The organism is Parasedimentitalea maritima (genome assembly GCF_005771405.1).
Lineage (GTDB): Bacteria > Pseudomonadota > Alphaproteobacteria > Rhodobacterales > Rhodobacteraceae > Parasedimentitalea > Parasedimentitalea maritima.
In genome coordinates this window covers 125,089-144,841 of sequence record NZ_VAUA01000013.1, presented here as the reverse complement: position 1 = coordinate 144,841, position 19,753 = coordinate 125,089, and the positions used below count along the sequence as shown (strand labels likewise).

Here is a 19,753-nt window from a genome sequence, read left to right as displayed (position 1 = left end):
ATACTTGGTGCAAGAACCTTTGACCTCACTTATTCAACGCGTTATGTTGAAAGAATTGAAAGCGCTTTGGATGGATGAATGAACCTCAAGGACCTGTCTGCCCTGTTGGGATTGTCACAAACAACCGTGAGCCGTGCCCTGAACGGCTACCCAGAGGTTAGTGAGGCAACCCGTCAACGTGTTGCCGCAGCCGCTGAAAAGTACAGCTATCGCCCAAACACCCGTGCCAAGAGTTTGGCAACCGGTCGCTCTATGGCGATTGGCCATGTGATCCCAATTTCTGCGCAGCATGAAATGGTGAACCCGGTCTTTGGGGATTTTATTGCAGGTGCAGGTGAAGCCTACGCGGCGGCAGGATATGACATGGTTCTTTCGCTGGTGCAGGACAGTCATGAGGAGCGGGTTTACCGCGATATGTTTGCCAAGGGGAATGTAGACGGAATTGTTGTTCACGCCCCTGAGATGCATGATCCGCGAATTGCGTTGTTGCAGGATATCGGCTTGCCCTTTGCGGTTCATGGGCGTGCCTCGGATGTCCCAACCCCTTACAACTGGCTAGATGTAAACAACAAAAGCGCCTTTCAGCGGGCGACGGGTTTTCTACTCGACTTGGGCCACAAACGTATCGGTCTGCTCAATGGTCTTGAAACGATGGACTTTGCCCACCGGCGTCGAGCGGGCTATGTCGAGGCCTTGCAAACGAGAGGCATCGCCGTAGACAAGGCATTGATGCGATCAGAAGAGATGACCGAAAATTACGGGTATCAAGCTGTATGCGAGATGATGAAGTTGCCTGATCCTCCAACAGCTTATCTTGTTTCTTCGATGATTCCAGCGATTGGCATACGTCGTGCCATTCACGACGCAGGGCTTAAAATGGGGCAAGACATATCGGTCATCACCCATGATGATGATCTGTCTTACCTCAGAAATGGTGATGATGTGCCGCTCTTTACCGCGACCCGGTCGTCGGTGCGTGAGGCGGGACGTCAATTGGCCCGAATCTTAATTGATCAGATTTCGAATCCAGGCAAAGTCCCGCAAACCAAACTTTTTGAGGCCGAGTTGACGGTCGGCCGTTCTACCGGTCCGAACGTGGGAGCCCGCTAATGTTGTCTCTGAACCGTGCTGACTTTCCCAAGGATTTCATGTTTGGGGCTGCAACCTCCAGCTATCAAATTGAAGGCCATGGCTTTGGAGGGGCTGGTCAGACCCACTGGGATAGCTTTGCCGCGACACCGGGCAATGTCACTCGGGCTGAAGATGGGTATCGAGCTTGTGACCACTATCATCGGTTCGAGGACGATCTTGATCTTGTCGCGGCGGCTGGTTTCGACAGCTATCGCTTTTCAACAAGTTGGGCGCGTGTTCTGCCAGAAGGGCGAGGTGCTCCAAATCCAGAGGGGCTCGATTTTTATGACCGGCTCACCGACGCAATGCTGGAACGTGGGTTGAAACCCTGTGCAACTCTGTATCACTGGGAGCTCCCGCAGCCACTTGCCGATTTGGGAGGCTGGCGCAATCGAGATATTGCTGGCTGGTTTGCCGATTTCACCGAGGTCATTATGGGTCGCATCGGTGACCGGATGTACTCGGTTGCTCCGATCAATGAACCTTGGTGTGTGACCTGGCTGTCGCATTTTCTGGGTCATCATGCACCTGGTATGCGCGACATTCGCGCTACCGCGCGTTCGATGCACCATGTGTTGCTGGCACATGGCCGGGCCATTCAGACAATGCGTGGGTTGGGGATGTCAAATCTGGGGGCTGTTTTCAATTTTGAGTGGGCGCAGCCAGTAAATGTTTCGCCTGAATCAGTTGCAGCTGCAGATTTGTATGATGCGATCTACAATCAGTTTTTCTTAAGTGGCGTTTTCAAAGGGGAATATCCGATCAGCGTTGTAGAGGGGCTTGAGCCGCACCTACCAAAAGGGTGGCGGGATGATTTCGGGGTTATTACTACGCCCGTGGATTGGTGTGGGTTGAACTATTACACCCGTAAAGTCATCGCCCCTTGCGAAGGCCCGTGGCCAGCTCACACCGAGGTGGAGGGCCCACTACCCAAAACGCAGATGGGCTGGGAGATCTATCCTGAGGGGCTGTACAGGTTCCTGAAACGAACCGCTGACGAGTATACCGGTGAGCTACCGCTATTCGTAACTGAAAACGGCATGGCGTCTGACGATAAAATTATTGGCGGAAATTGCTTTGATCCTTCTCGGATTGACTACATTGACGCGCATTTGCAGCGAGTAAAACAAGCTGCAGACGAGGGGGTGCCGGTTAAGGGGTACTTCCTTTGGTCTCTTTTGGACAATTATGAGTGGGCATTGGGTTACGAAAAGCGCTTTGGTCTGGTGCATGTCGATTTTGATAGCCTGAAACGAACGCCTAAAGCTTCCTATGAGGCGGTCAGGGCGGCTTTGTCTGGGTGATTTCATTGTTCTTGAGTAATCAGAAAAACCACCACTTATTCAAGATTGAGAAATGCGGATATTCCTCTTCAAGTAGGCTGCGGTATCACAGTTGACGGTTGTGGCCATTTGCAGAGCTGGCGTAAAATTTTTCTCAGCTCAGCAGGTAAAAATGCTGCCATTCGAGGCAAACTTAGAGATTTTAAGAGGTGCCAGTCGGATCATACGACAGTGACCAGACCCACTTGAAGGGCCCGGAAATGTGGCCGTTCACCCATATTGCAGCTACCGATGGTTTTAACGTCGATCTGAGCAGCCCGCTCTGAATTCGAGAAACAAGAGCAGCGAAAACCGTCGCACTTTATTTCGAAGCGACAAGCGGGTAGCAGTGGGTTGCCCAAACACCGCCTGGCTGTTCGTAGTATTGATTGTAGCTAGGTTATTCACAGGAAGTGTCCCAAGAGACCGTGGACATCTTCACCGCACGAGTTGCTGATTTTGAATGTGTGACAAGTGAAGTTGTTAACGGTGAACCTAACACTTGTATTGATATCGATGAGGCATTGAAATTCCTGGTTCATCACGAAACCTACGATGTCTGAGCTCTCCCTCGCACTGGAGCAAATGGTCCTTGAATTCCAGCGGGACTGATCCAATGGAAAATTCTGAAATGTCCGCACAACACCCATTGATGTAAAACGCAGCAAACGGCCGCCCTCAGTATAAATCTTTCTGCGCCAGCAACACGTTGTTTTTCCTCATAATTGTCGGGGTCCGGACTTTTCGCTGCATATTGGACAATGACCGGTTACGGGAAAAACAGAACTCCTAGGACGGAGTTCCCCTATAAAGCGGAAAACTTCCTCTTCCAAAGCCCAACACGCTGCTCATCGCGCTTTTCATATTCGGCGATAGCGGAGTTGATGTCCCGGTCCATTCGATCTTCTCGTTCTTCGCCAAGACCGGTCAACAGTCTCGAAGCGCTGCATGCTGCATGTTGCGCGGGACGCGGCACCGCATGGTTGCCGGAATTCCTCATCTCCCATGATCTGGATAAAGGCCACTTGGAGCCAGTGCTGATCGATCATGCTGACGCCGGTGCGGTCGGCGGGATCTTCATCTTGCGCCCAGAAACATCGTTCCTAATGAGCCGAGTTCGAGCCCTGATCGACTTCCTGACGGATCAGTTTCACTGACACTCGAACCGGCTAAAAAGATGGAATGGCCCTGTATCGTCTATGGGTGTCGGTACGAAGAGAAAGTTAGAATTGGGCCAGCTAAGGGCATTACCGGACATTCAACGCGCGCTGCAAAGGTGGCTGGTCAGGGCCGATAGCATCAGTTTGGGACGCAACACTGAATGACTGCAATTTCTCGCTTAGAAGCCATCCGACGGGGGGAGGTCGACTCGTCCCTGCAATGTCGGCTAGCGGTCATTTCGCGACCTTGGTGCGCAAGCGCAGCATCCGTCAAAAAGGGCGGATTTAGGTCCTTCTCTGCGACCCGCTCCAAGGAAGGCAATGCATGGCGGTTTCAACGGGTCAACACAAAACTTTAGCCAGAACTGCCAAAGTCAACATTGGTCAAACATGCAGCGAAAGCTAGGCTCGAGCCCGCATCGCCCCTTTCGGGTGGACACCTATTCGACAAGAGGATACTCAATTTTGAAATTTTTTGACGACAATTTATTGGGGAAAGCATGGGTATTTACTCGCCATATGGAAATTATCGCCTTTTCGAGTTTGCCGGCAGGTTTTACGGGAATGCAGGCATCCAGGTCACGTAGACGCCTCAAGGCGCTGACATTCTATTTACACGGTACGATAGTGCAACTGATGTGACGACTTACGCGGGCAGCATGCGATTGATCGGCGACAATCTTCAAGTCTCCGATGGAGAAATTGTTTCCGGAACAATTTCAACCCTTCAGTTCTTTGCGTTTAACTTTGAATACTATGCCGGTGAGATACAGGAGCTCAACTGGGACGGTGAATACTTTCAAACCCTATTTTCCGACTCGGCATCAGGAAATTTCAACCTACAGCACGCTGCGCTGACGGGTGCGGTAAATCTGGTTCGGGGAGATTCCGGCACAACGTGGTTTGAAAATTCGGAGGCTTATCGGGCTACAGATATCGACCTTGGCGGAGGTGATGACCGATATAGTCATCCTCGCTTTTCAGTGACACCTGCCTCTATTATTGATGGCGGTGAAGGGCATGATATTTTTCATGCAGGATGGCCTGGACCCGTTTTCGTCGATGTACAAACGAAGTTTTCATTGATTTTAACGGAACAGAACACGTCGTTAGGAACTTTGAATTTTTCCAAGGATCTCATTGGCATGACACGTTGATTGGAGCAATGGACCGTTCCAACTCTTTATTCGGTGATCAGGGCAATGACTTTTTGTCAGGTGGCAACCAGAACGACCATCTTTCTGGCGGTTGGGGGATAGATACCATTTATAGTTATGATGGTGATGACCAAATTCTAGGATCTAGCTTCGACTATGTTGATGGTGGGGACGGCATCGATACGTTCTACTATCGGCTGGTCGGACCCGGTGTGATCTATATTGACCTCGAAAACAACGCTGATAATGCATATGATGCTTATGGCACTGTTCTCGTTAGTATAGAGAATTTGGGGGGGGCGAATTGGTATGATACCATGCTTGGCGATGCTGGTGACAACGTAATCGAGACATTTGGCAACCGGGATGTTCTGCACGGCCGAGGAGGCAATGATACGCTTGATGGTGGCGAGGGGGACGACGACATTTCGGGTGGTGAAGGGACCAACCTATTGATCGGCGGCTTGGGCGCCGACACGTTCATGTTCGAAACTCTGAATGCAAGCGATACAATTACAGATTTTGAGGTGGGAACTGATGTGCTGGATTTTGGCTCGGTGCTTTCTCAAGCAGATCTGGCGTCGCTCGAGCTCAATGGGGCGGTAATTGATCGAACATCTTGTTTCAATTCATCGGCGTTGGATGACTTGTACTTTTCATTCGTGCAGTCAGAAAATGGCGTCGAGATCTTTCTAAATTCAGGAAAAACTGTGGGGGAAAGCGACCCGCTTGTAACGTTAACCGGAGTTGATATTCTTGATCTCTCGGTTAACGATTTTGTTCTTTGAAAACCTTTTGCTGACGGTATACCCCGATTTTTAGAGGAGTGCGGCTGTCGAACTTAGGCGGCCATTTTCAGTTTCTGGGCGGGTTAGCCTTCTCGTCGCGGGCTTCGAATTCTGGTCCGTGTAAGATGTGATTTGAGCGTCCTTCACAGGGACTAGGGCCGTTCCTGTGTCGTTCTTTCGGTGTCAGCCTTCCCCAGTGAAGTGGTCCGCCCCTATAGTTAGGAAAGCGGAGGACCAAGGTGCGCAAAATGTTGTCCCAGCTGAATATTTGTACATAACAAGTGAACTGCATGGCCTGCGTGACAGCGCGGACCAATAACTACCAACTTACAAGTTGATCAGTTCGGATCGTCATAACCACCGCTATCTTCGCCATTTTTGTTCGGGGTGTTACCATCAGGGTTCTCACCGTTGTTGTCGGTCCGGCCATTGTCGCCACTGATGTTCAAGCCATGCGGTACATAGCCTTGATAGCCACCATCTGAGCTTTTCCAACCATTTTTATTACCTTTGTCCGTACCTTTATCATTGCCAATTCTAGCGGACACAATGCAAGTGGAAGCAAGTTGCAAAGCGCACACAGTTAAAAAACGTACGAGTGTTTAACATGTTTACCTCCAGCAAAAGGGTGTCTTTGCATAACATTGATTGCTGGTTTGGGTTACAATCGTACCCGAACGGTTTGGAAAGGGACGTTGGTTGGTGACGCAGTATCCACTTCAGGAAGGGCACTATGAAAAAAGGAACAGTTGAATTGACTTGTGACCATTGTGGTGCCTTCAACGTTATTCACTATACTGAAGATCCCACCCGACAGCACGAAGGTGCGGTCATGTGTGCCGTTTGCGATAGTGAACTGCTGCTATGGCAGGGAAAGCGCGTCTATGGCAAGGCAGAGCTAAAGGGCTTGTCCAGCTAAGGAGCGGGCCTTTAGAACACGATAGACTCGATTTTGGAGCGACTGCTACAAATTGGCCTGCATGTTGTTGAAAATGCATTGCCGGTTCGCATGGCGGATTTCTAAGAGTACAATTGGGAAACTACCATCCAACAAGAACGGCCATCGCTGCGGTGACAATGCGCGCCCTGTTGACTCGTCGTAAACGTTAAACTTTGTCCATAGCCTTGAACATTTTGCCGACTTTGACAGCTGCCGAGTTTGCCAAGGAATCAGCGTTGCTTCTTAACTTTTCGACTTTCTTATACTTCGCTCGAATAGCAACCAGCGCCTTCTTGTACTTGGTGAAAATCATGTCGTCTTTTTTAGCTTCTAGTGCCGCCAATTCAGCATTTGCCTGATCAAAAATCTTTTCGGCTTCGGTATGCTTTTTGGCAGCTTGATCAGTTAGTTTCTCAGCTTCTGCACGCATTTTTTCAATTTCTGATTTAGGCATTTTGGGAATCCCTTCATGTAAAGAACATCTACAACTACAGGCATTGCAAGCTCAACCTATACGATAGATGCAGTCTTGGGTAGTATTTTGAGACGAAGAGAAAACGCTCGATTTAAATACCTTCCGAACACAACGTTCTCTTGTACCCGGTGGGACGTGGGACTGAGTTGGGGGAGGATGTACCGTCCTTGGCCTTGCGTGATTTTGAGATAGGACGTGATTGGCAATCGCGGTAGTCTTCACTGCCAAACAGCCACCAAGTGAATTTTACACTGCATATCAATGATACGAATTGCGATGATTTATGCACCTTTTTCCCTTCAGTCTGCGCAGCATTGTCAAGATAAACCCCTGATCTCATATTGGCAGACGAAACGATAAAGCTTGCTTGTCGTTTAAGATAAAGACAAGTTTGGACTACTTTCTTTTCTCATTTAAGGATTAGAAGTCTAATGACATTGCATCAAAAACTATACCGAAATGCTGTCCAAATACCCTTTCTTCTTTTGGTTACAGGGGCTTCGGCCCAGACTTTGCCAAATGGGACTTTCCACGAGACAAGCTGGGGGGTGATGGAGCTCAGCTGTATCAGGTCAGATCTTTGCTTTGCTTCATATGAAAATGGATCGGCGTTTATGTATTTTTCCAGTCCCGGAGCGGATGGAAAATACTACGGATACTGGGCTGAAGCAGAGTCTTCGGAACCTTGTGCCGCTGATTTGCAATTCCCCAATATACGTACAAACGCATGGGGCAAGTTGGACTTATCATTCGATTATGACGGGAACTATTGGTCAGGGCTTTGGGGATATTGCAACGCAGAGCCAACAAAGGAATTTGCCGGAGAGCGTGGCGGTACCCTGCAAACGCGATCCACACAGGCAGAAATCAAAGCAGTTGCCGCGGCCCATTTGCTTGGCATGCCTTACGGGGAAACCACCGCTGACGTGATGGAAAACATCGTCAGCGTGTCTTTTGGCGCTGATACACTTTGTAGTGGGCCCGACAATTGGACCGTCGAAGTAAACGTCCGAGCAACAGCGGACTCTGACGGAATTACCGGAAAAATGGTTGTCGATGATGCGAGTGCAGAACCGGTCTGTACTGGTCTGCCCTTTATGCAATAGCTGATAAGCTTGCATTTGTGTTCATTTGCTTGCGACGCAGATATGCAGTTGGTCCGTTCTGCCTCACACATCATATCGTGGTGAAAATGGCGGTCTTTCAAACAAAGAAGGTGGGGGCGAACCTGCCTTATGAGATGACCATGGCACGGGTGACCAGTGAGACTACAAACCCTCTGCCTATTTTGCGGGTCACTTCAGATGCTTTCAACTGGCAGTGATGCAGCCGGGCTGGGCAAATTCACTGCAATTGCGTGATTTGAAACCGTTATGCTGTACAAACGAAAACAAAATTGCTATGAGGCCAATTCCTGCAAATCATTGCAACTTCAAACTAGAGAGGTGGTGAAAACCACATGCAGGTTAGTGTTCGCGACAACAATGTCGATCAAGCCCTTAGAGTTCTGAAGAAAAAGCTCCAAAAGGAAGGCGTTTTCCGTGAAATGAAGCTTAAGCAACATTTCGAGAAGCCGTCCGAGAAGAATGCGCGCCAGAAAGCGGAAGCGATTCGTCGTGCCCGTAAGTTGGCTCGTAAGAAGCTAGAGCGTGAAGGTATGATGTAAATCATATTGGATTTTGACGAACTGCAAAACCCCCGCCGCCATTTGGTTGTGGGGGTTTTGTTTTGGGGGCGAACTTTACCGCATTTTCCCCGACCAGGGCTTGACCACATGCCTGTTGTGGCTGTTAACGCCCCAAGGTCTTTTTCGGCGATTGACCAAATGCCTTTCGGTAAGCAATCGAAAACCGACCCAGATGTGTGAAACCACAATCGTAGGCGACCGAGCTTACAAGATGGTCGGGTGGCAACGACTGCAACAAAAAATGGGCATAGCCAAGTCTTTGTTTTTGCAAGTACTGCATGGGGCTACACCCGCAGGACTTTTTGAAACCACATTGCAGGCTTCTTAGACTGCATCCGGCCTGATAAGCTAAATCTGATAGCGTGATCGGCTCAGCAAGGTTTTCCAGCATATATGTTTTCGCGCGGCGGAGCTGACTGGATGAAAGTGCTTTTTCATTATTCACAAAGAAGTGGCTAATCGTGCTTTTCTGGCAGCTTAGGAAACCAAAGATTAGGTTTTCTTCCAACATTGCCTGATGCCGAAAAGTACTGTCCCCAAATGCGCCGCCATTTTGCGCGACTTTCACAGCTTCTTTCAGGGTGTGACACCAGGCTGATGTTGCCTGCAAGCTCATGTCTACTTTTGGGTCAAAGACAACAGGTTGTCCCAGTGGCATTCCAACCAGCGCTTCAGCGGAGGTTTGTAACGCAGCTTTGTCAATTTGAAGGAGCAGTTTTTCGCAACCTTCGAACCATGTCATCTGCGTACTTTGCATAGGGTTTAGAACGCTGGCCGTGTTGATCGATACATCTACTTCTTTTGAGCCATTTGTAACGGTCGCTTGCCCATGGATAGGCACCTGGATCAAGTAAAAGCGATCCAGTTCACCCGGGTTAATCGAGACCTCGCTGGAGTACTTCAGATAATTTAGGGACAGCATCTGACCCGCGACATGGTTGTGGCAGGTATCAAATCGATGATGTGAAGACGTCGGAACCAAATCGTGATCGCAAAACTTTTGGGTCACGAGCTGGCGCGCCAGATCAATGTCTTGCGTTTGAAAAAGCCGATGTGCCCGCAGGGGCTCGGCAGAAACTTCCTGTCCTGTTCGCGTCATCCTTAGCAACATAATAAATTTCAAGCTTAAAATAAAGGTTTATACTTTGGCGGAGAAATTGTTGCGCTTTTTGGACAAAGCCTTGGGGGCGAGCTTGCTAGGCTTTTGTGACGATATATCAGGACAGGGAGGAAATGATATGACGACAACAATCGGAATTACTGCGGCCTCAGACGGGATCAATGGTGCATCCTGGAATGTGGTCGGGCAGACCTACACCCCAAAGCTACTGAGCGATAACGCCTTTACCTGGCACGCGGATGTTCCTGCTGATACCTTTGTGCCACCTCATATCCATCCCACACAAGATGAGTGGATCTATCTTCTTGAGGGTAATCTGGACGTTGAATTCGGACATGATAAAGGGGCGCCCAGCGTTCATCAGGCTGGCCCCGGTGATACAGTCCGGATGCCAATGGGGGTTGCACACGGCATTTTTAACCGGTCCGGAAAATCCGCCAAATGCATCTTTGGCGTAGCGCCATCGCGCAAATTGTACGACCTGTTTGTCGCGTTAGACGGTGTTACTGACCCTGCGGAACTGGTGCGTTTGTCCGCACTGCACGAAGTTGATTTTCTGCCGCCGCCGGAAGCATGAGGTCATAAACATGGTAAAGCGAAAGACAGTCGCCGTCATCGGCGGCGGCGTCAGCGGCTTGGCTGCGGCCAAGGCGTTTGACGAAAAAGGTCACCGGGTTATTGGATTTGAACGCAGCCATGATTTCGGCGGTGTATGGGAGCTATCTCGATCTTACCCAGGCGTGCAAACACAATCCCCCAAGGATCTGTATTGCTATACAGATCACCCTATGCCCGAGGACTATCCGGAGTGGCCCAAGGGGCCTCAGGTTCATGCATATCTGCATTCTTATGCCGCCAAGCATAATCTAAGCCGTCTGTTCAGATTGAACACCGTTATCACGTCTATGGACCGTCGGGCAGATGGCAAGCCAGGATGGACGTTGACCATCAACGAGGCTGGGCGCAGTCGGACGCAAGATTTCGATTTTGTTTCCATTTGCACCGGGCAGTTTTCCGAAAAGAACATTATCTCGCACCCCGGTCAGGACGCCTTTGTCGCGCAGGGTGGGGAGGTGATGCACTCTTCGGACTACACCGATCCGTCGATGATGCAGGGCAAGCATGTGGTTGTGCTTGGTGGGTCGAAATCGGCCACTGACATTGCCGTAAACGCCGCCAAAAATGGTGCTAAACAAGTCACTATGGTCTACCGCGAGAATGTCTGGCGGATTCCTTATTTTGTTGGCGGAATCAACTTTAAGCGGCTGCTTTATATGCGGGCGCAGGAACAGCAGTTCAACCAATGGGGAAAAAACCCATTGCAGCGGGTGATTGCATTGGTGTTGAAGCCGCTGGTCTGGGCGAATTTTCGTGGGCTCGAGACCTTGCTGAAGGCGCAGTTGGGCCTAAAGAAATGGAATATGGTCCCGGACACTCCAATTGAGAAAGAGGCATCCTGTTCGCTTCCCATCGTGACGCCTGGTTTGTTTGAGAGTTTTAAATCAGGCGCAGTTAAACCCATCCAGGGTACTTTTGATCACTATGACGGCGATGAAATTGTCCTGACAGCGGGCGACCGGGTTAAATGTGATGTCTCTGTTCTGGCAGTGGGATGGAAACTGGGTATTCCATATCTGGATAAGACATACCGCGACAAGCTGATCGAAGCTGATGGCCAGTACCGGACATTCCGTCTTGCGGTAAACCCGGACCTTCCCGAAATGGGGTTTGTCGGTTTCAACTCCAGTTTCTGCACAATCCTGTCTGCTGAAATGGTCGCAAACTGGCTGGTCCGGTATGCTGATGGGCAATTGGAACGCCAGCCAAGCCGTGATGACATGGAACGGAACATGCAGATGATGCTGGATTGGCGCCGCAAGGAACGCCCGGCAGCTCAGGTTTATGGCGGGCTGTGCTCAGCGCCGTTCCACTTCAAGCATTTTGACGAATTGCTTGGGGATATGGGGGCGACAAAACGCAAGCGCAACAACCCTCTGGCAGAGCAGTTCTCATACCCGAATGCGCCGGCCTACGGTGAATACCTTGCATCTACTCCGCAGTATCAAGTTCAATAAGAGGAAAATTCGACATGCAAGATTGGGATGATGCATTTGCAAATATGGCGCATGTCGAAGGATCTGACGCGCTGCCCGGTATCTGGGCAGCGCGCGCTGCGAGTTACCGCGAAAACACGCCAAACATCGATCTGGATATCGCCTATGGCTCATCAGAAAGGGAGCGGTTCGACCTTGTCCATCCGGAAGCTGAAGCGCAGGGCCTGGTTGTCTTTGTGCATGGCGGTTTCTGGATGAGGTTAGACAAATCTTACTGGACCAATTTGGCAGAAGGTGCCCGCGCAAATGGATGGGCTGTCTGCATTCCAAGTTATACGCTGACTCCAGATGTTCGAATATCTGAAATAACTCAGCAAATTGGTAGGGCCATTGCCGTTGCTGCGCAGAAAATAGCAGGCCCCATCCGTCTTGTCGGACATTCTGCAGGTGGGCACCTTGTGACCCGGATGATTTGTGAAGATTCACCACTTCCAGAGAGTGTGGCAAAGCGGATTGTACATACGTTTTCTCTCAGCGGATTGCATGATTTGCGGCCTCTGTTGCATACCAAAATGAATGAAACACTGTGTCTGGATGGTGTGGAGGCAATGCGCGAAAGTGCGGTTTTGCACAAGCCGCGAAACGCGTCCTGCTTGACGGCTTGGGTTGGTGGTGGGGAGCGACCAGAGTTTATCAGGCAGTCTAAATTGCTCGCTATGATGTGGGAGGGGCTCGATTGTGACACGAGCGTATTCGTCGAGGGGGAGCACAACCATTTTACAGTACTCGACGGTCTGCTAGACCCAACGTCCCCGCTGTGCCGGTCTCTTCTTGGCTAGTTTGCCTCTCCTTGAGCCGGTGAAGTCATCTTTTCTCGCACAACAACTCTGGTGCACTTCGAAAACCTGGCTAAACAGTGTCTCTTGTATAAAAAGGCAGAATGCAGGAGGTTGCAGCGCCGACCTTATAGGAGAATGCTCATGGTAATTTACGGACTAAGCACATGCTCAACTTGCAAGAAAGCCCTCAAGGCAATGGAGCAGGCAGGTAAAGATGTAGTCTTCCGTGATGTGCGGGCTGAGCCATTGAGTGAAACGGAGCTTGCGACGTTGATCGCTGAGTTTGGGGATCGGTTGGTGGATCGAACAACAAATGATTGGCGGTCGTTGAGCGATTGGCTGAAGCATTCAGAGGCGGAAGATCAATTGGCCGCTAAGCCCAAATTGATGGCGCGTCCCGTAATCCATGATGGAGACGCATACTACCTCGGTTGGGATGAGGCTGTGCAGCAGGCTTTGTTGTCGGAATAAGATGCTGGGTTTGCGTTCAAACTCCTGCGGGAGCAAACGCTAAAAAGCGACGCTGCGCGATACGGTTCGATCGCTGCATGTTATCTGATTTATTTTAATGGGATACTGGGTTGGTCGGTTCGGGGCGCGCTAAGGCGCCCCGAACCAATGATCGGTTTAGCGGAACAGTGTCATGATCGACTGTGGCGCACCGTTAGCAATCGAGAGCGACTGCACAGCCAGCTGCTGCTGGGTCTGCAGGGCCTTCAATCGAGCCGAAGCTTCTTCCATGTTGGTGTCTGTCATCGAGCTGACACCCATTTTCATGGAGTCTGTCAGTTTGCCAACAAAATCACCCTGATCTTTCAGGCGAGCTGTGTCAGCACCCAGTGCGGCGGCACCAGTGATGGCCACGGCCAGGACAGTTTCGATTTCACCCAGTGCGGTTGTCGCATCTGTGACGTTGGTGAACGATGTCAGGTTAGACGCCAGGTCGATGTTGGTTTCAAAATCAACTGTGGTTACAGTGATTTCGGTCGCGGTGGGAGTACCCGTTGCACCAACACGGTCAAGCGAGGCCAAAACACCCAAAGATGTCGCGCCATTGCCGTCAACGTCAGCCATCAGCAAGTTTGCACCGTTGAACTGGGCAGCGTTGATGATTGCTGTAACCTGTTCAGCCTTTGCGTCGATGTCGTTTTGGATCTTGGTGTGGTCGACGTTTTCAGACTGAGCAGAAACGATCAGTTCTTTGATTTCAGTCAGTTTTTCAACAATCTGTTCAGCACCAGCCGAAGCAACCGAAACAGTGGCTTCACCAACTGACAGGCTTTCGGAGATGGCTTCAAAACCCGCGATGTCGGATTCCATTGTCTTGGAAATCGCCCATACAGCGGCGTTGTCGCTGGCGGATCCAACGCGTTTACCGGTGGAGATTTCGTTCTGGGCAGTGGTCAGGTTGTCGTTCACGGACTGCAGAGTCTGAAGTGCAACCATTGCGCCATTGTTTGTCAGAATGCTTGTCATAGCATGTATTCCTTTAGTCATGTTGGGGAGTTTTGACCCCATTTACAGCCGAACCGCTCTGGTTGGCCTTTGGCGTCATTCTGACAATACGATCGACCTGTGGCCGCCGTGCCCCCTTAGTACAAGGTGCAGGACTTTATCTATGCCCAGATTACGACTAATTCCTTAATGCCAGGATCTGAATTCATTCTCATAAAGGACTAAATTTAATGAAGCCGGCCGTTGTGTTTGCAAGCCGGTTGAGGGGTGCACATCTGGGATCGGACGGCGATGATTCCTAGAATTAGACGACCCGTTTAACCCGTTACAGGCGCGCAGCCAAAGGACATCATGATCTGTTTCGATCGCTTGCCGTGTGGTGAATATGCAATGACTGCAATGGTGTATCAACTAAACCCTTTTCTTCACGGACAGGCTGCTACATCTCAAAGGGATAGAGTGTTTTATTCAGTGGGCAATTGTCATGACAACATTTTGGAGAACATCAACGCTTTCTGCAGTAGTGGCGGGGGTCGCTGCTCTGCCTGTGCAGGCGGAAATGAAGTACGATAACAATTCTGGCGGATTTGTTAGTATTTATGGCCAATTCAACCCTGCTTTTCAGATGGTGGATGACGGCGTAGGCAGCACCAGTAACCTGGTCGATAACTCTCATTCAAACACGCGGGTGGGGATCTGGGTGAACCAGCCCCTGGGCAGTGGTACTTTTACCTTCAATTTTGAAACGGCGCTTGGGTTGCGCGCTTCTGATAGTGTCAGCCAGACCTTCACCCCAAAAGGTGTGGATTGGAGCCGCACCAACCTGCGCAAAATCGACTTTGCATATGACAGTGGTACCTACGGTAAGTTTTATCTGGGCCAGGGCAGCATGGCGACTGACGGCATTGCTGATACAGATTACTCCGGGACCAGTTTGGTTCTTTATAATGGTATCGGTGACACCGCTGGTAGTTTTACGTTCCGATCCTCCGCTGGCGCAATGTCTTCGGTATCTATCAGCTCAGTCACGTCCAGCTTTGATGGCGGACGACGGGGCAGGGTACGTTATGACTCAGCTGATTTCAGTGGTTTTTCGATCTCGCTTGCTGCAGGCGAGGAGATCCTTGCCAGCAACAGTAACGACAAATTCTATGACGTTGCCTTGCGGTACGCTAATGAGTTCAGCGGCGGTAAGTTCACCGGCGGGTTTGGATTTTCGCGGCGAGATAGAAATGGCGTGGACCGTGATGACACCTTTGGATCCTTCAGCGTGCTGCTTGATAGTGGGTTCAATGTTTCGATGGCTGTCGGCAGTCGCGACACCGGCGAAGACTATGTCTATGGCAAACTTGGCTACAAAGGGGATTGGTTCGCCATTGGGCAGACAGCCCTGGGCGTCGATCTCTATGATGGCTCAAACTTCAACACCAGTGGGTCGTCGACTCGCGTCTTTGGTATTGGTGCCGTACAAAATATCGACAGCGTGAATATGGAAGCCTACCTTGGTCTGCGCAGCTATGAGTTCTCTGAGGTCACAACATCTTACCGAGACATTGAATCAGTGTTGTTTGGGGCACGTTGGAAGTTCTGAAACCGTTACATTGCAAAGTTGAAATGCGCTCCCTTAACTTGGGGGCGTTTCTTTTTTCTGCCGCAAAAGCAAGATCAGTCCAGTGAAGATAAACCTTGTGATTCTAAATGTAATGATTGATAGCATAATGAAATTCTCACAGTAGTTGAGTTGTGTGATCTAGTTCACATAAGGCGTTGTAGTAAAAGAATAAAACATCACAGATCTGTGAAATTTTGGCGATATTCCGCTGTTTTTGACTGCCTGTTATCCCGTCCTGAACTTCAAGTCTCGGATCTGAAAAAAGCGCGTGATAGCCGCTATTCCTAAGTCGGATCCCTTATGGATGGAACGAGGGGGGCCGACCTTTATGAGGAACTAGGAGCACTCACTCATGAGCATTAAGTTTGCAGCAAGCGCCAGCGCAATCGCACTGACTGCCGCCATCGCATCACCCGCCTTTGCGGGTCCCACCTATGAAAATGATACCGGCGGTAGCTTTACTTGGTATGGCCAGTTTGATCCGTCCTTCCAGTCATACGACGATGGTACAGAAACCTATAACCGCCTGGTCGACAACTCGGGATCCAACTCCCGTATCGGTTTCCGGCTGAAGCAGGCCTATGGTGAAAATACCCTTCTGTTCAAATTTGAAACCGCCTTTGGTCTGCGTGGTTCTGATGGTGTCAGCCAAACCTCTACAGGTGATACACTGAGCTGGGACCGCACCAACATCCGCCACGTTGATTTGCAGTTTGATACCGCCCGTTTTGGCCGGTTCTCCGCTGGTCAAGGATCGATGGCGTCTGATGGTATCGCAGGTAGTGACCGGTCCGGAACCGGTGTTGTTGCTGGTGTTGCGGTCGCAGACCCAGCAGGTGGCTATGCCTTCCGGACATCAACTGGGACACTCAGTTCGATTGATGTGGGAGATGTGTTTACTGACTACGACGGTGGTCGTTTGGGTCGTGTTCGCTATGACTCGGTCAATCTGAATGGTTTCACTGTGTCAGCATCTTACGGTACTGACATTCTGAAAACCGCCAACGATCGCGAAACATACGATGTTGCTGTTCGTTATGGTAACTCGAATCTGGGCGATTTTGCATTCGATGCAGCCCTAGGTGCTGCTTGGACAGAAGAAACCGGTAAAGCCGATAAGCGCGACATTGTTGGATCGCTTGCGCTGGAACACAAACCAACCGGAGTATCCTTGGCTGTTGCCGCTGGTGAACGCGACATCGCGGGCAGCTATGGCTACGCCAAACTGGGGTATTCCACTAACTGGTCATCCCTGGGTTCGACCTCCTTCTCGGTTGATTACTACGATGGTTCGGATATGGCCTCGACCGGTGACTCTGCTACTTCTTGGGGCATTGCAGCGGTTCAAAAAATCGACAACTACAATGTCGAAGCTTACTTGGCCTACCGCGATTATTCCTACGAAGACACCACTTCGACCAGCTACAATGACAGTAGTGTGATCATGGCCGGTGCCCGCTGGAAATTCTAAAGCTTTCTATCAAAGCAGTAGATCTAAGAAAACACGTCCCTTGGGGCGTGTTTTTTTCCTTTTCTAAGGCCAAATAAGGAGCTTTCCCGCCCATCTGTCGTCATCAGGTGGCAATGCCTCTTGCGCCAAGCGCTTAGTAGAAATAAAAGGCGTCAAATTTATCTGGGGGGATGCCTATGTGCATGCCCCGAATCTCTATGGGGAATATCATGCAGGTCACCGAGACGCTGAACGAAGGTCTGAAACGCGGCTATGCGATTACCGTTGCTGCGGCCGAACTGGACGCCAAGGTAAACGAAAAGCTGGTTGAAGCTCAGCCGGAAATCGAAATGAAGGGTTTCCGCAAGGGCAAGGTGCCTATGGCATTGCTGAAAAAGCAGTATGGCGAACGTCTTATGGGCGAAGCGATGCAGGAAACTATTGATGGCGCCATGAACAAGCATTTTGAGGACAGCGGTGACCGTCCTGCAATGCAGCCTGACGTCAAAATGACCAACGAAGACTGGAAGCCAGGCGACGATGTCAGCGTCGACATGTCCTACGAAGCGCTGCCAGAAATTCCCGAAGTCGATCTGAAATCCGTGTCGCTGGAAAAGCTGGTTGTCAAAGCCGGTGAAGCTGACGTTGACGAAGCATTGGCCAACCTGGCCGAAACTGCTCAGGATTTTGCAGCGCGCGACGAAGGTGTTGCTGCTGAAGACGGCGACCAGGTTGTCATCGACTTCCTGGGCAAAGTTGACGACGTTGCCTTTGATGGCGGCGCTGGCGAAGACTACCCGCTGGTTCTGGGCTCCAACTCCTTTATTCCTGGCTTCGAAGAGCAGCTGGTTGGCCTGAAGGCCGGTGAAGAAAAAGACGTTAAAGTCACTTTCCCAACTGAGTACGGCGCTGAGAACCTGGCTGGCAAAGACGCTGTGTTTGCCTGCACAGTCAAAGAAGTTAAAGCTCCGGTTGCGGCTGAGCTGAATGACGAGCTGGCCAAGAAGTTTGGCGCGGAAGATCTTGATGGTCTGAAGGGGCAGATTTCCGAGCGTCTGGAAGCGGAATACGCCGGTGCATCGCGCGCAGTGATGAAACGCGCTACTTTGGATGCGCTGGATGGGCTGGTCTCGTTTGACCTGCCGCCGTCGCTGGTCGAAGCTGAAGCCGGTCAAATCGCGCATCAGCTGTGGCACGAAGACAACCCAGAAGTAACCGGTCACGATCACCCAGAGATCGAAACCACAGAAGAGCACACCACTCTTGCTACACGTCGCGTACGTCTGGGCCTGCTGTTGGCTGAACTGGGTCAAAAAGCCGAAGTTGAAGTGACCGACGCTGAAATGACCCAGGCCATCATGGGCCAGGCACGTCAGTATCCGGGCCAAGAGCGTGAGTTCTTTGAATTCATCCAGAAGAACGCTCAGATGCAACAGCAGCTGCGCGCGCCAATCTTTGAAGACAAAGTCATCGACTATGTGTTTGAACTGGCCGAAGTTGCAGAAAAAGAAGTCTCCAAAGACGATCTGCAGAAAGCTGTTGAAGCGCTCGAAGAAGAGTAAGTCTTACTTTGATAGTTTCGAAAAGGCCGCTCATTTGAGCGGCCTTTTTGTTTGGACAGCGCATCCGATGAGCGAGGCCCTGTTTCCCACCAAGACGTTGGAAACAACGCATGACGTGGTGTTCGTGGTAACATGCAAAAAGGCCGCCCAAGAAGGACGGCCTTTTGTAGATGGCACCTGAGTGCCGTGGAGGTCGGTCTTAGCGGAACAGCTGCATCACTGCCGAAGGTGCATTGTTGGCGATCGACAGGGTCTGCACGGCCAGCTGCTGCTGTGTCTGCAGCGCTTTTAGTCGGGCTGATGCTTCTTCCATGTTGGTGTCTGTTAGTGCACTGATACCCTGCTTCATGGCGTTCGACAGCTTGTTCACAAAGCCGCCCTGGTCCTTGAGGCGGGAGGAGTCAGCACCCAGAGCCGCAGCACCATCGATGGCGGTGGTCAGGAAGGCTTCGATTTCACCCAGAGCAGTCGCAGCACTGGCAGCGTCGGACACTGTGGTCAGGTTGGACGCTAGATCGACATCAGTTTCGAAGTCTACTGTATCGATAGAGATCTCTGTGGCTGCAGGCGTACCTGTTGCGCCCACCCGGTCCAGAGAGGCCAGAACACCGACTGAGGTCGCGCCGTTGCCGTCAACATCTGCTGCCAACAGGTTGGCACCGTTAAACTGAGCAGCAGAAATAATCGAGGCAACCTGCTCGGTTTTCTTGGTGATGTCGTTCTGAATTTTGTCGTGATCGACGTTTTCAGACTGCGCAGAGACCAGCAGTTCTTTGATTTCTGTCAGCTTTTCAACAACCTGCTCAGCACCGGCAGAAGCAACAGCAACAGTTGCTTCACCCAGGGCTAGGCTGTCAGAGATGGCTTCAAAACCCGAGATGTCGGATTCCATGGTCTTGGAAATGGCCCAAACGGCGGCGTTGTCACTGGCGGATCCAACGCGTTTACCGGTCGAAATCTGTGTCTGTGTTTCAGTCAGGTTGTTGGTAACAGTCTGCAAT

General features: G+C 50.8%; 20 protein-coding genes. 15 read left to right on the top strand and 5 right to left on the bottom strand.

Features of this window, described 5'->3' with window-relative positions:
- The first annotated feature begins 78 nt into the window (after positions 1-78).
- The 5 genes from FEE96_RS21540 (at position 79) to FEE96_RS21525 (ending at position 5,558) form a co-directional block, all read left to right on the top strand.
- On the top strand, positions 79-1,110 hold the full coding sequence (locus FEE96_RS21540; RefSeq protein WP_138165196.1) for a substrate-binding domain-containing protein: 1,032 nt from the start codon (positions 79-81) through the stop codon (positions 1,108-1,110).
- Positions 1,110-2,435, top strand: coding sequence for a GH1 family beta-glucosidase (locus FEE96_RS21535; protein WP_138165195.1), 1,326 nt, complete (start codon positions 1,110-1,112; stop codon positions 2,433-2,435). The genes FEE96_RS21540 and FEE96_RS21535 overlap by 1 nt, the downstream gene beginning before the upstream one ends.
- Before the next feature lie 902 nt (positions 2,436-3,337).
- Positions 3,338-3,610, top strand: coding sequence for a LysR substrate-binding domain-containing protein (locus FEE96_RS21530; protein ID WP_171021778.1), 273 nt, complete (start codon positions 3,338-3,340; stop codon positions 3,608-3,610).
- A 662-nt stretch (positions 3,611-4,272) separates the two neighbouring features.
- Positions 4,273-4,770, top strand: coding sequence for a hypothetical protein (locus tag FEE96_RS23600; RefSeq protein WP_212744809.1), 498 nt, complete (start codon positions 4,273-4,275; stop codon positions 4,768-4,770).
- Positions 4,771-4,778: 8 nt separating this feature from the next.
- Entirely contained in the window at positions 4,779-5,558 is a 780-nt protein-coding gene (locus FEE96_RS21525; protein ID WP_171021781.1) for a calcium-binding protein, read from the top strand.
- Positions 5,559-5,896: 338 nt separating this feature from the next.
- Here the strand turns inward: FEE96_RS21525 and FEE96_RS21520 are convergent, their stop codons facing one another.
- Positions 5,897-6,130 (bottom strand): hypothetical protein, encoded by a 234-nt coding sequence (locus FEE96_RS21520; RefSeq protein ID WP_138165192.1) that lies wholly within the window; start codon positions 6,128-6,130, stop codon positions 5,897-5,899.
- A gap of 161 nt (positions 6,131-6,291) precedes the next feature.
- Here FEE96_RS21520 and FEE96_RS21515 point away from each other — a divergent pair, with 161 nt between their 5' ends.
- Positions 6,292-6,477 carry a hypothetical protein gene (locus tag FEE96_RS21515; protein ID WP_138165191.1) on the top strand — a complete coding sequence of 62 codons (186 nt, stop codon included), beginning with the start codon at positions 6,292-6,294 and terminating at the stop codon, positions 6,475-6,477.
- Positions 6,478-6,664: 187 nt separating this feature from the next.
- Here the strand turns inward: FEE96_RS21515 and FEE96_RS21510 are convergent, their stop codons facing one another.
- Positions 6,665-6,952, bottom strand: coding sequence for a hypothetical protein (locus FEE96_RS21510; protein WP_138165190.1), 288 nt, complete (start codon positions 6,950-6,952; stop codon positions 6,665-6,667).
- 635 nt (positions 6,953-7,587) lie between these two features.
- Here FEE96_RS21510 and FEE96_RS21505 point away from each other — a divergent pair.
- Together FEE96_RS21505 and rpsU are read left to right on the top strand one after the other, a co-directional pair.
- Complete coding sequence (locus tag FEE96_RS21505; RefSeq protein ID WP_138165189.1) at positions 7,588-8,079, top strand: hypothetical protein; 492 nt, start codon at positions 7,588-7,590, stop codon at positions 8,077-8,079.
- Between the two features lie 353 nt (positions 8,080-8,432).
- Positions 8,433-8,639 carry a 30S ribosomal protein S21 gene (rpsU, locus tag FEE96_RS21500; RefSeq protein ID WP_127750344.1) on the top strand — a complete coding sequence of 69 codons (207 nt, stop codon included), beginning with the start codon at positions 8,433-8,435 and terminating at the stop codon, positions 8,637-8,639.
- A 124-nt stretch (positions 8,640-8,763) separates the two neighbouring features.
- Here rpsU and FEE96_RS21495 read toward each other — a convergent pair whose 3' ends face one another.
- Complete coding sequence (locus FEE96_RS21495; RefSeq protein WP_212744808.1) at positions 8,764-9,759, bottom strand: AraC-like ligand-binding domain-containing protein; 996 nt, start codon at positions 9,757-9,759, stop codon at positions 8,764-8,766.
- 139 nt (positions 9,760-9,898) lie between these two features.
- Between FEE96_RS21495 and FEE96_RS21490 the strand changes: the two genes are divergently transcribed.
- The 4 genes from FEE96_RS21490 (at position 9,899) to FEE96_RS21475 (ending at position 13,144) form a co-directional block, all read left to right on the top strand.
- The gene (locus tag FEE96_RS21490; protein ID WP_138165188.1) at positions 9,899-10,357 is read left to right on the top strand and encodes a cupin domain-containing protein; all 459 of its coding nucleotides are present in this window, start codon (positions 9,899-9,901) and stop codon (positions 10,355-10,357) included.
- 10 nt (positions 10,358-10,367) lie between these two features.
- Positions 10,368-11,855, top strand: coding sequence for a flavin-containing monooxygenase (locus FEE96_RS21485; RefSeq protein WP_138165187.1), 1,488 nt, complete (start codon positions 10,368-10,370; stop codon positions 11,853-11,855).
- A gap of 14 nt (positions 11,856-11,869) precedes the next feature.
- Positions 11,870-12,673, top strand: a complete 804-nt coding sequence (locus tag FEE96_RS21480) for an alpha/beta hydrolase (protein WP_138165186.1) — start codon at positions 11,870-11,872, stop codon at positions 12,671-12,673.
- A 141-nt stretch (positions 12,674-12,814) separates the two neighbouring features.
- Positions 12,815-13,144 carry an arsenate reductase family protein gene (locus FEE96_RS21475; RefSeq protein WP_138165185.1) on the top strand — a complete coding sequence of 110 codons (330 nt, stop codon included), beginning with the start codon at positions 12,815-12,817 and terminating at the stop codon, positions 13,142-13,144.
- Between the two features lie 156 nt (positions 13,145-13,300).
- Here the strand turns inward: FEE96_RS21475 and FEE96_RS21470 are convergent, their stop codons facing one another.
- Positions 13,301-14,149: a flagellin N-terminal helical domain-containing protein gene (locus FEE96_RS21470; protein ID WP_138165184.1), complete on the bottom strand. Its 849-nt coding sequence runs from the start codon at positions 14,147-14,149 to the stop codon at positions 13,301-13,303.
- Between the two features lie 463 nt (positions 14,150-14,612).
- Here FEE96_RS21470 and FEE96_RS21465 point away from each other — a divergent pair, with 463 nt between their 5' ends.
- The 3 genes from FEE96_RS21465 (at position 14,613) to tig (ending at position 18,752) form a co-directional block, all read left to right on the top strand.
- Positions 14,613-15,719, top strand: coding sequence for a porin (locus tag FEE96_RS21465; RefSeq protein ID WP_138165183.1), 1,107 nt, complete (start codon positions 14,613-14,615; stop codon positions 15,717-15,719).
- 373 nt (positions 15,720-16,092) lie between these two features.
- The gene (locus FEE96_RS21460) at positions 16,093-17,211 is read left to right on the top strand and encodes a porin (RefSeq protein WP_138165182.1); all 1,119 of its coding nucleotides are present in this window, start codon (positions 16,093-16,095) and stop codon (positions 17,209-17,211) included.
- A 209-nt stretch (positions 17,212-17,420) separates the two neighbouring features.
- On the top strand, positions 17,421-18,752 hold the full coding sequence (gene tig / locus FEE96_RS21455; protein ID WP_138165212.1) for a trigger factor: 1,332 nt from the start codon (positions 17,421-17,423) through the stop codon (positions 18,750-18,752).
- Between the two features lie 199 nt (positions 18,753-18,951).
- Here tig and FEE96_RS21450 read toward each other — a convergent pair whose 3' ends face one another.
- Positions 18,952-19,752: a flagellin N-terminal helical domain-containing protein gene (locus tag FEE96_RS21450; RefSeq protein ID WP_246079541.1), complete on the bottom strand. Its 801-nt coding sequence runs from the start codon at positions 19,750-19,752 to the stop codon at positions 18,952-18,954.
- Between the last annotated feature and the right edge of the window lies 1 nt (position 19,753).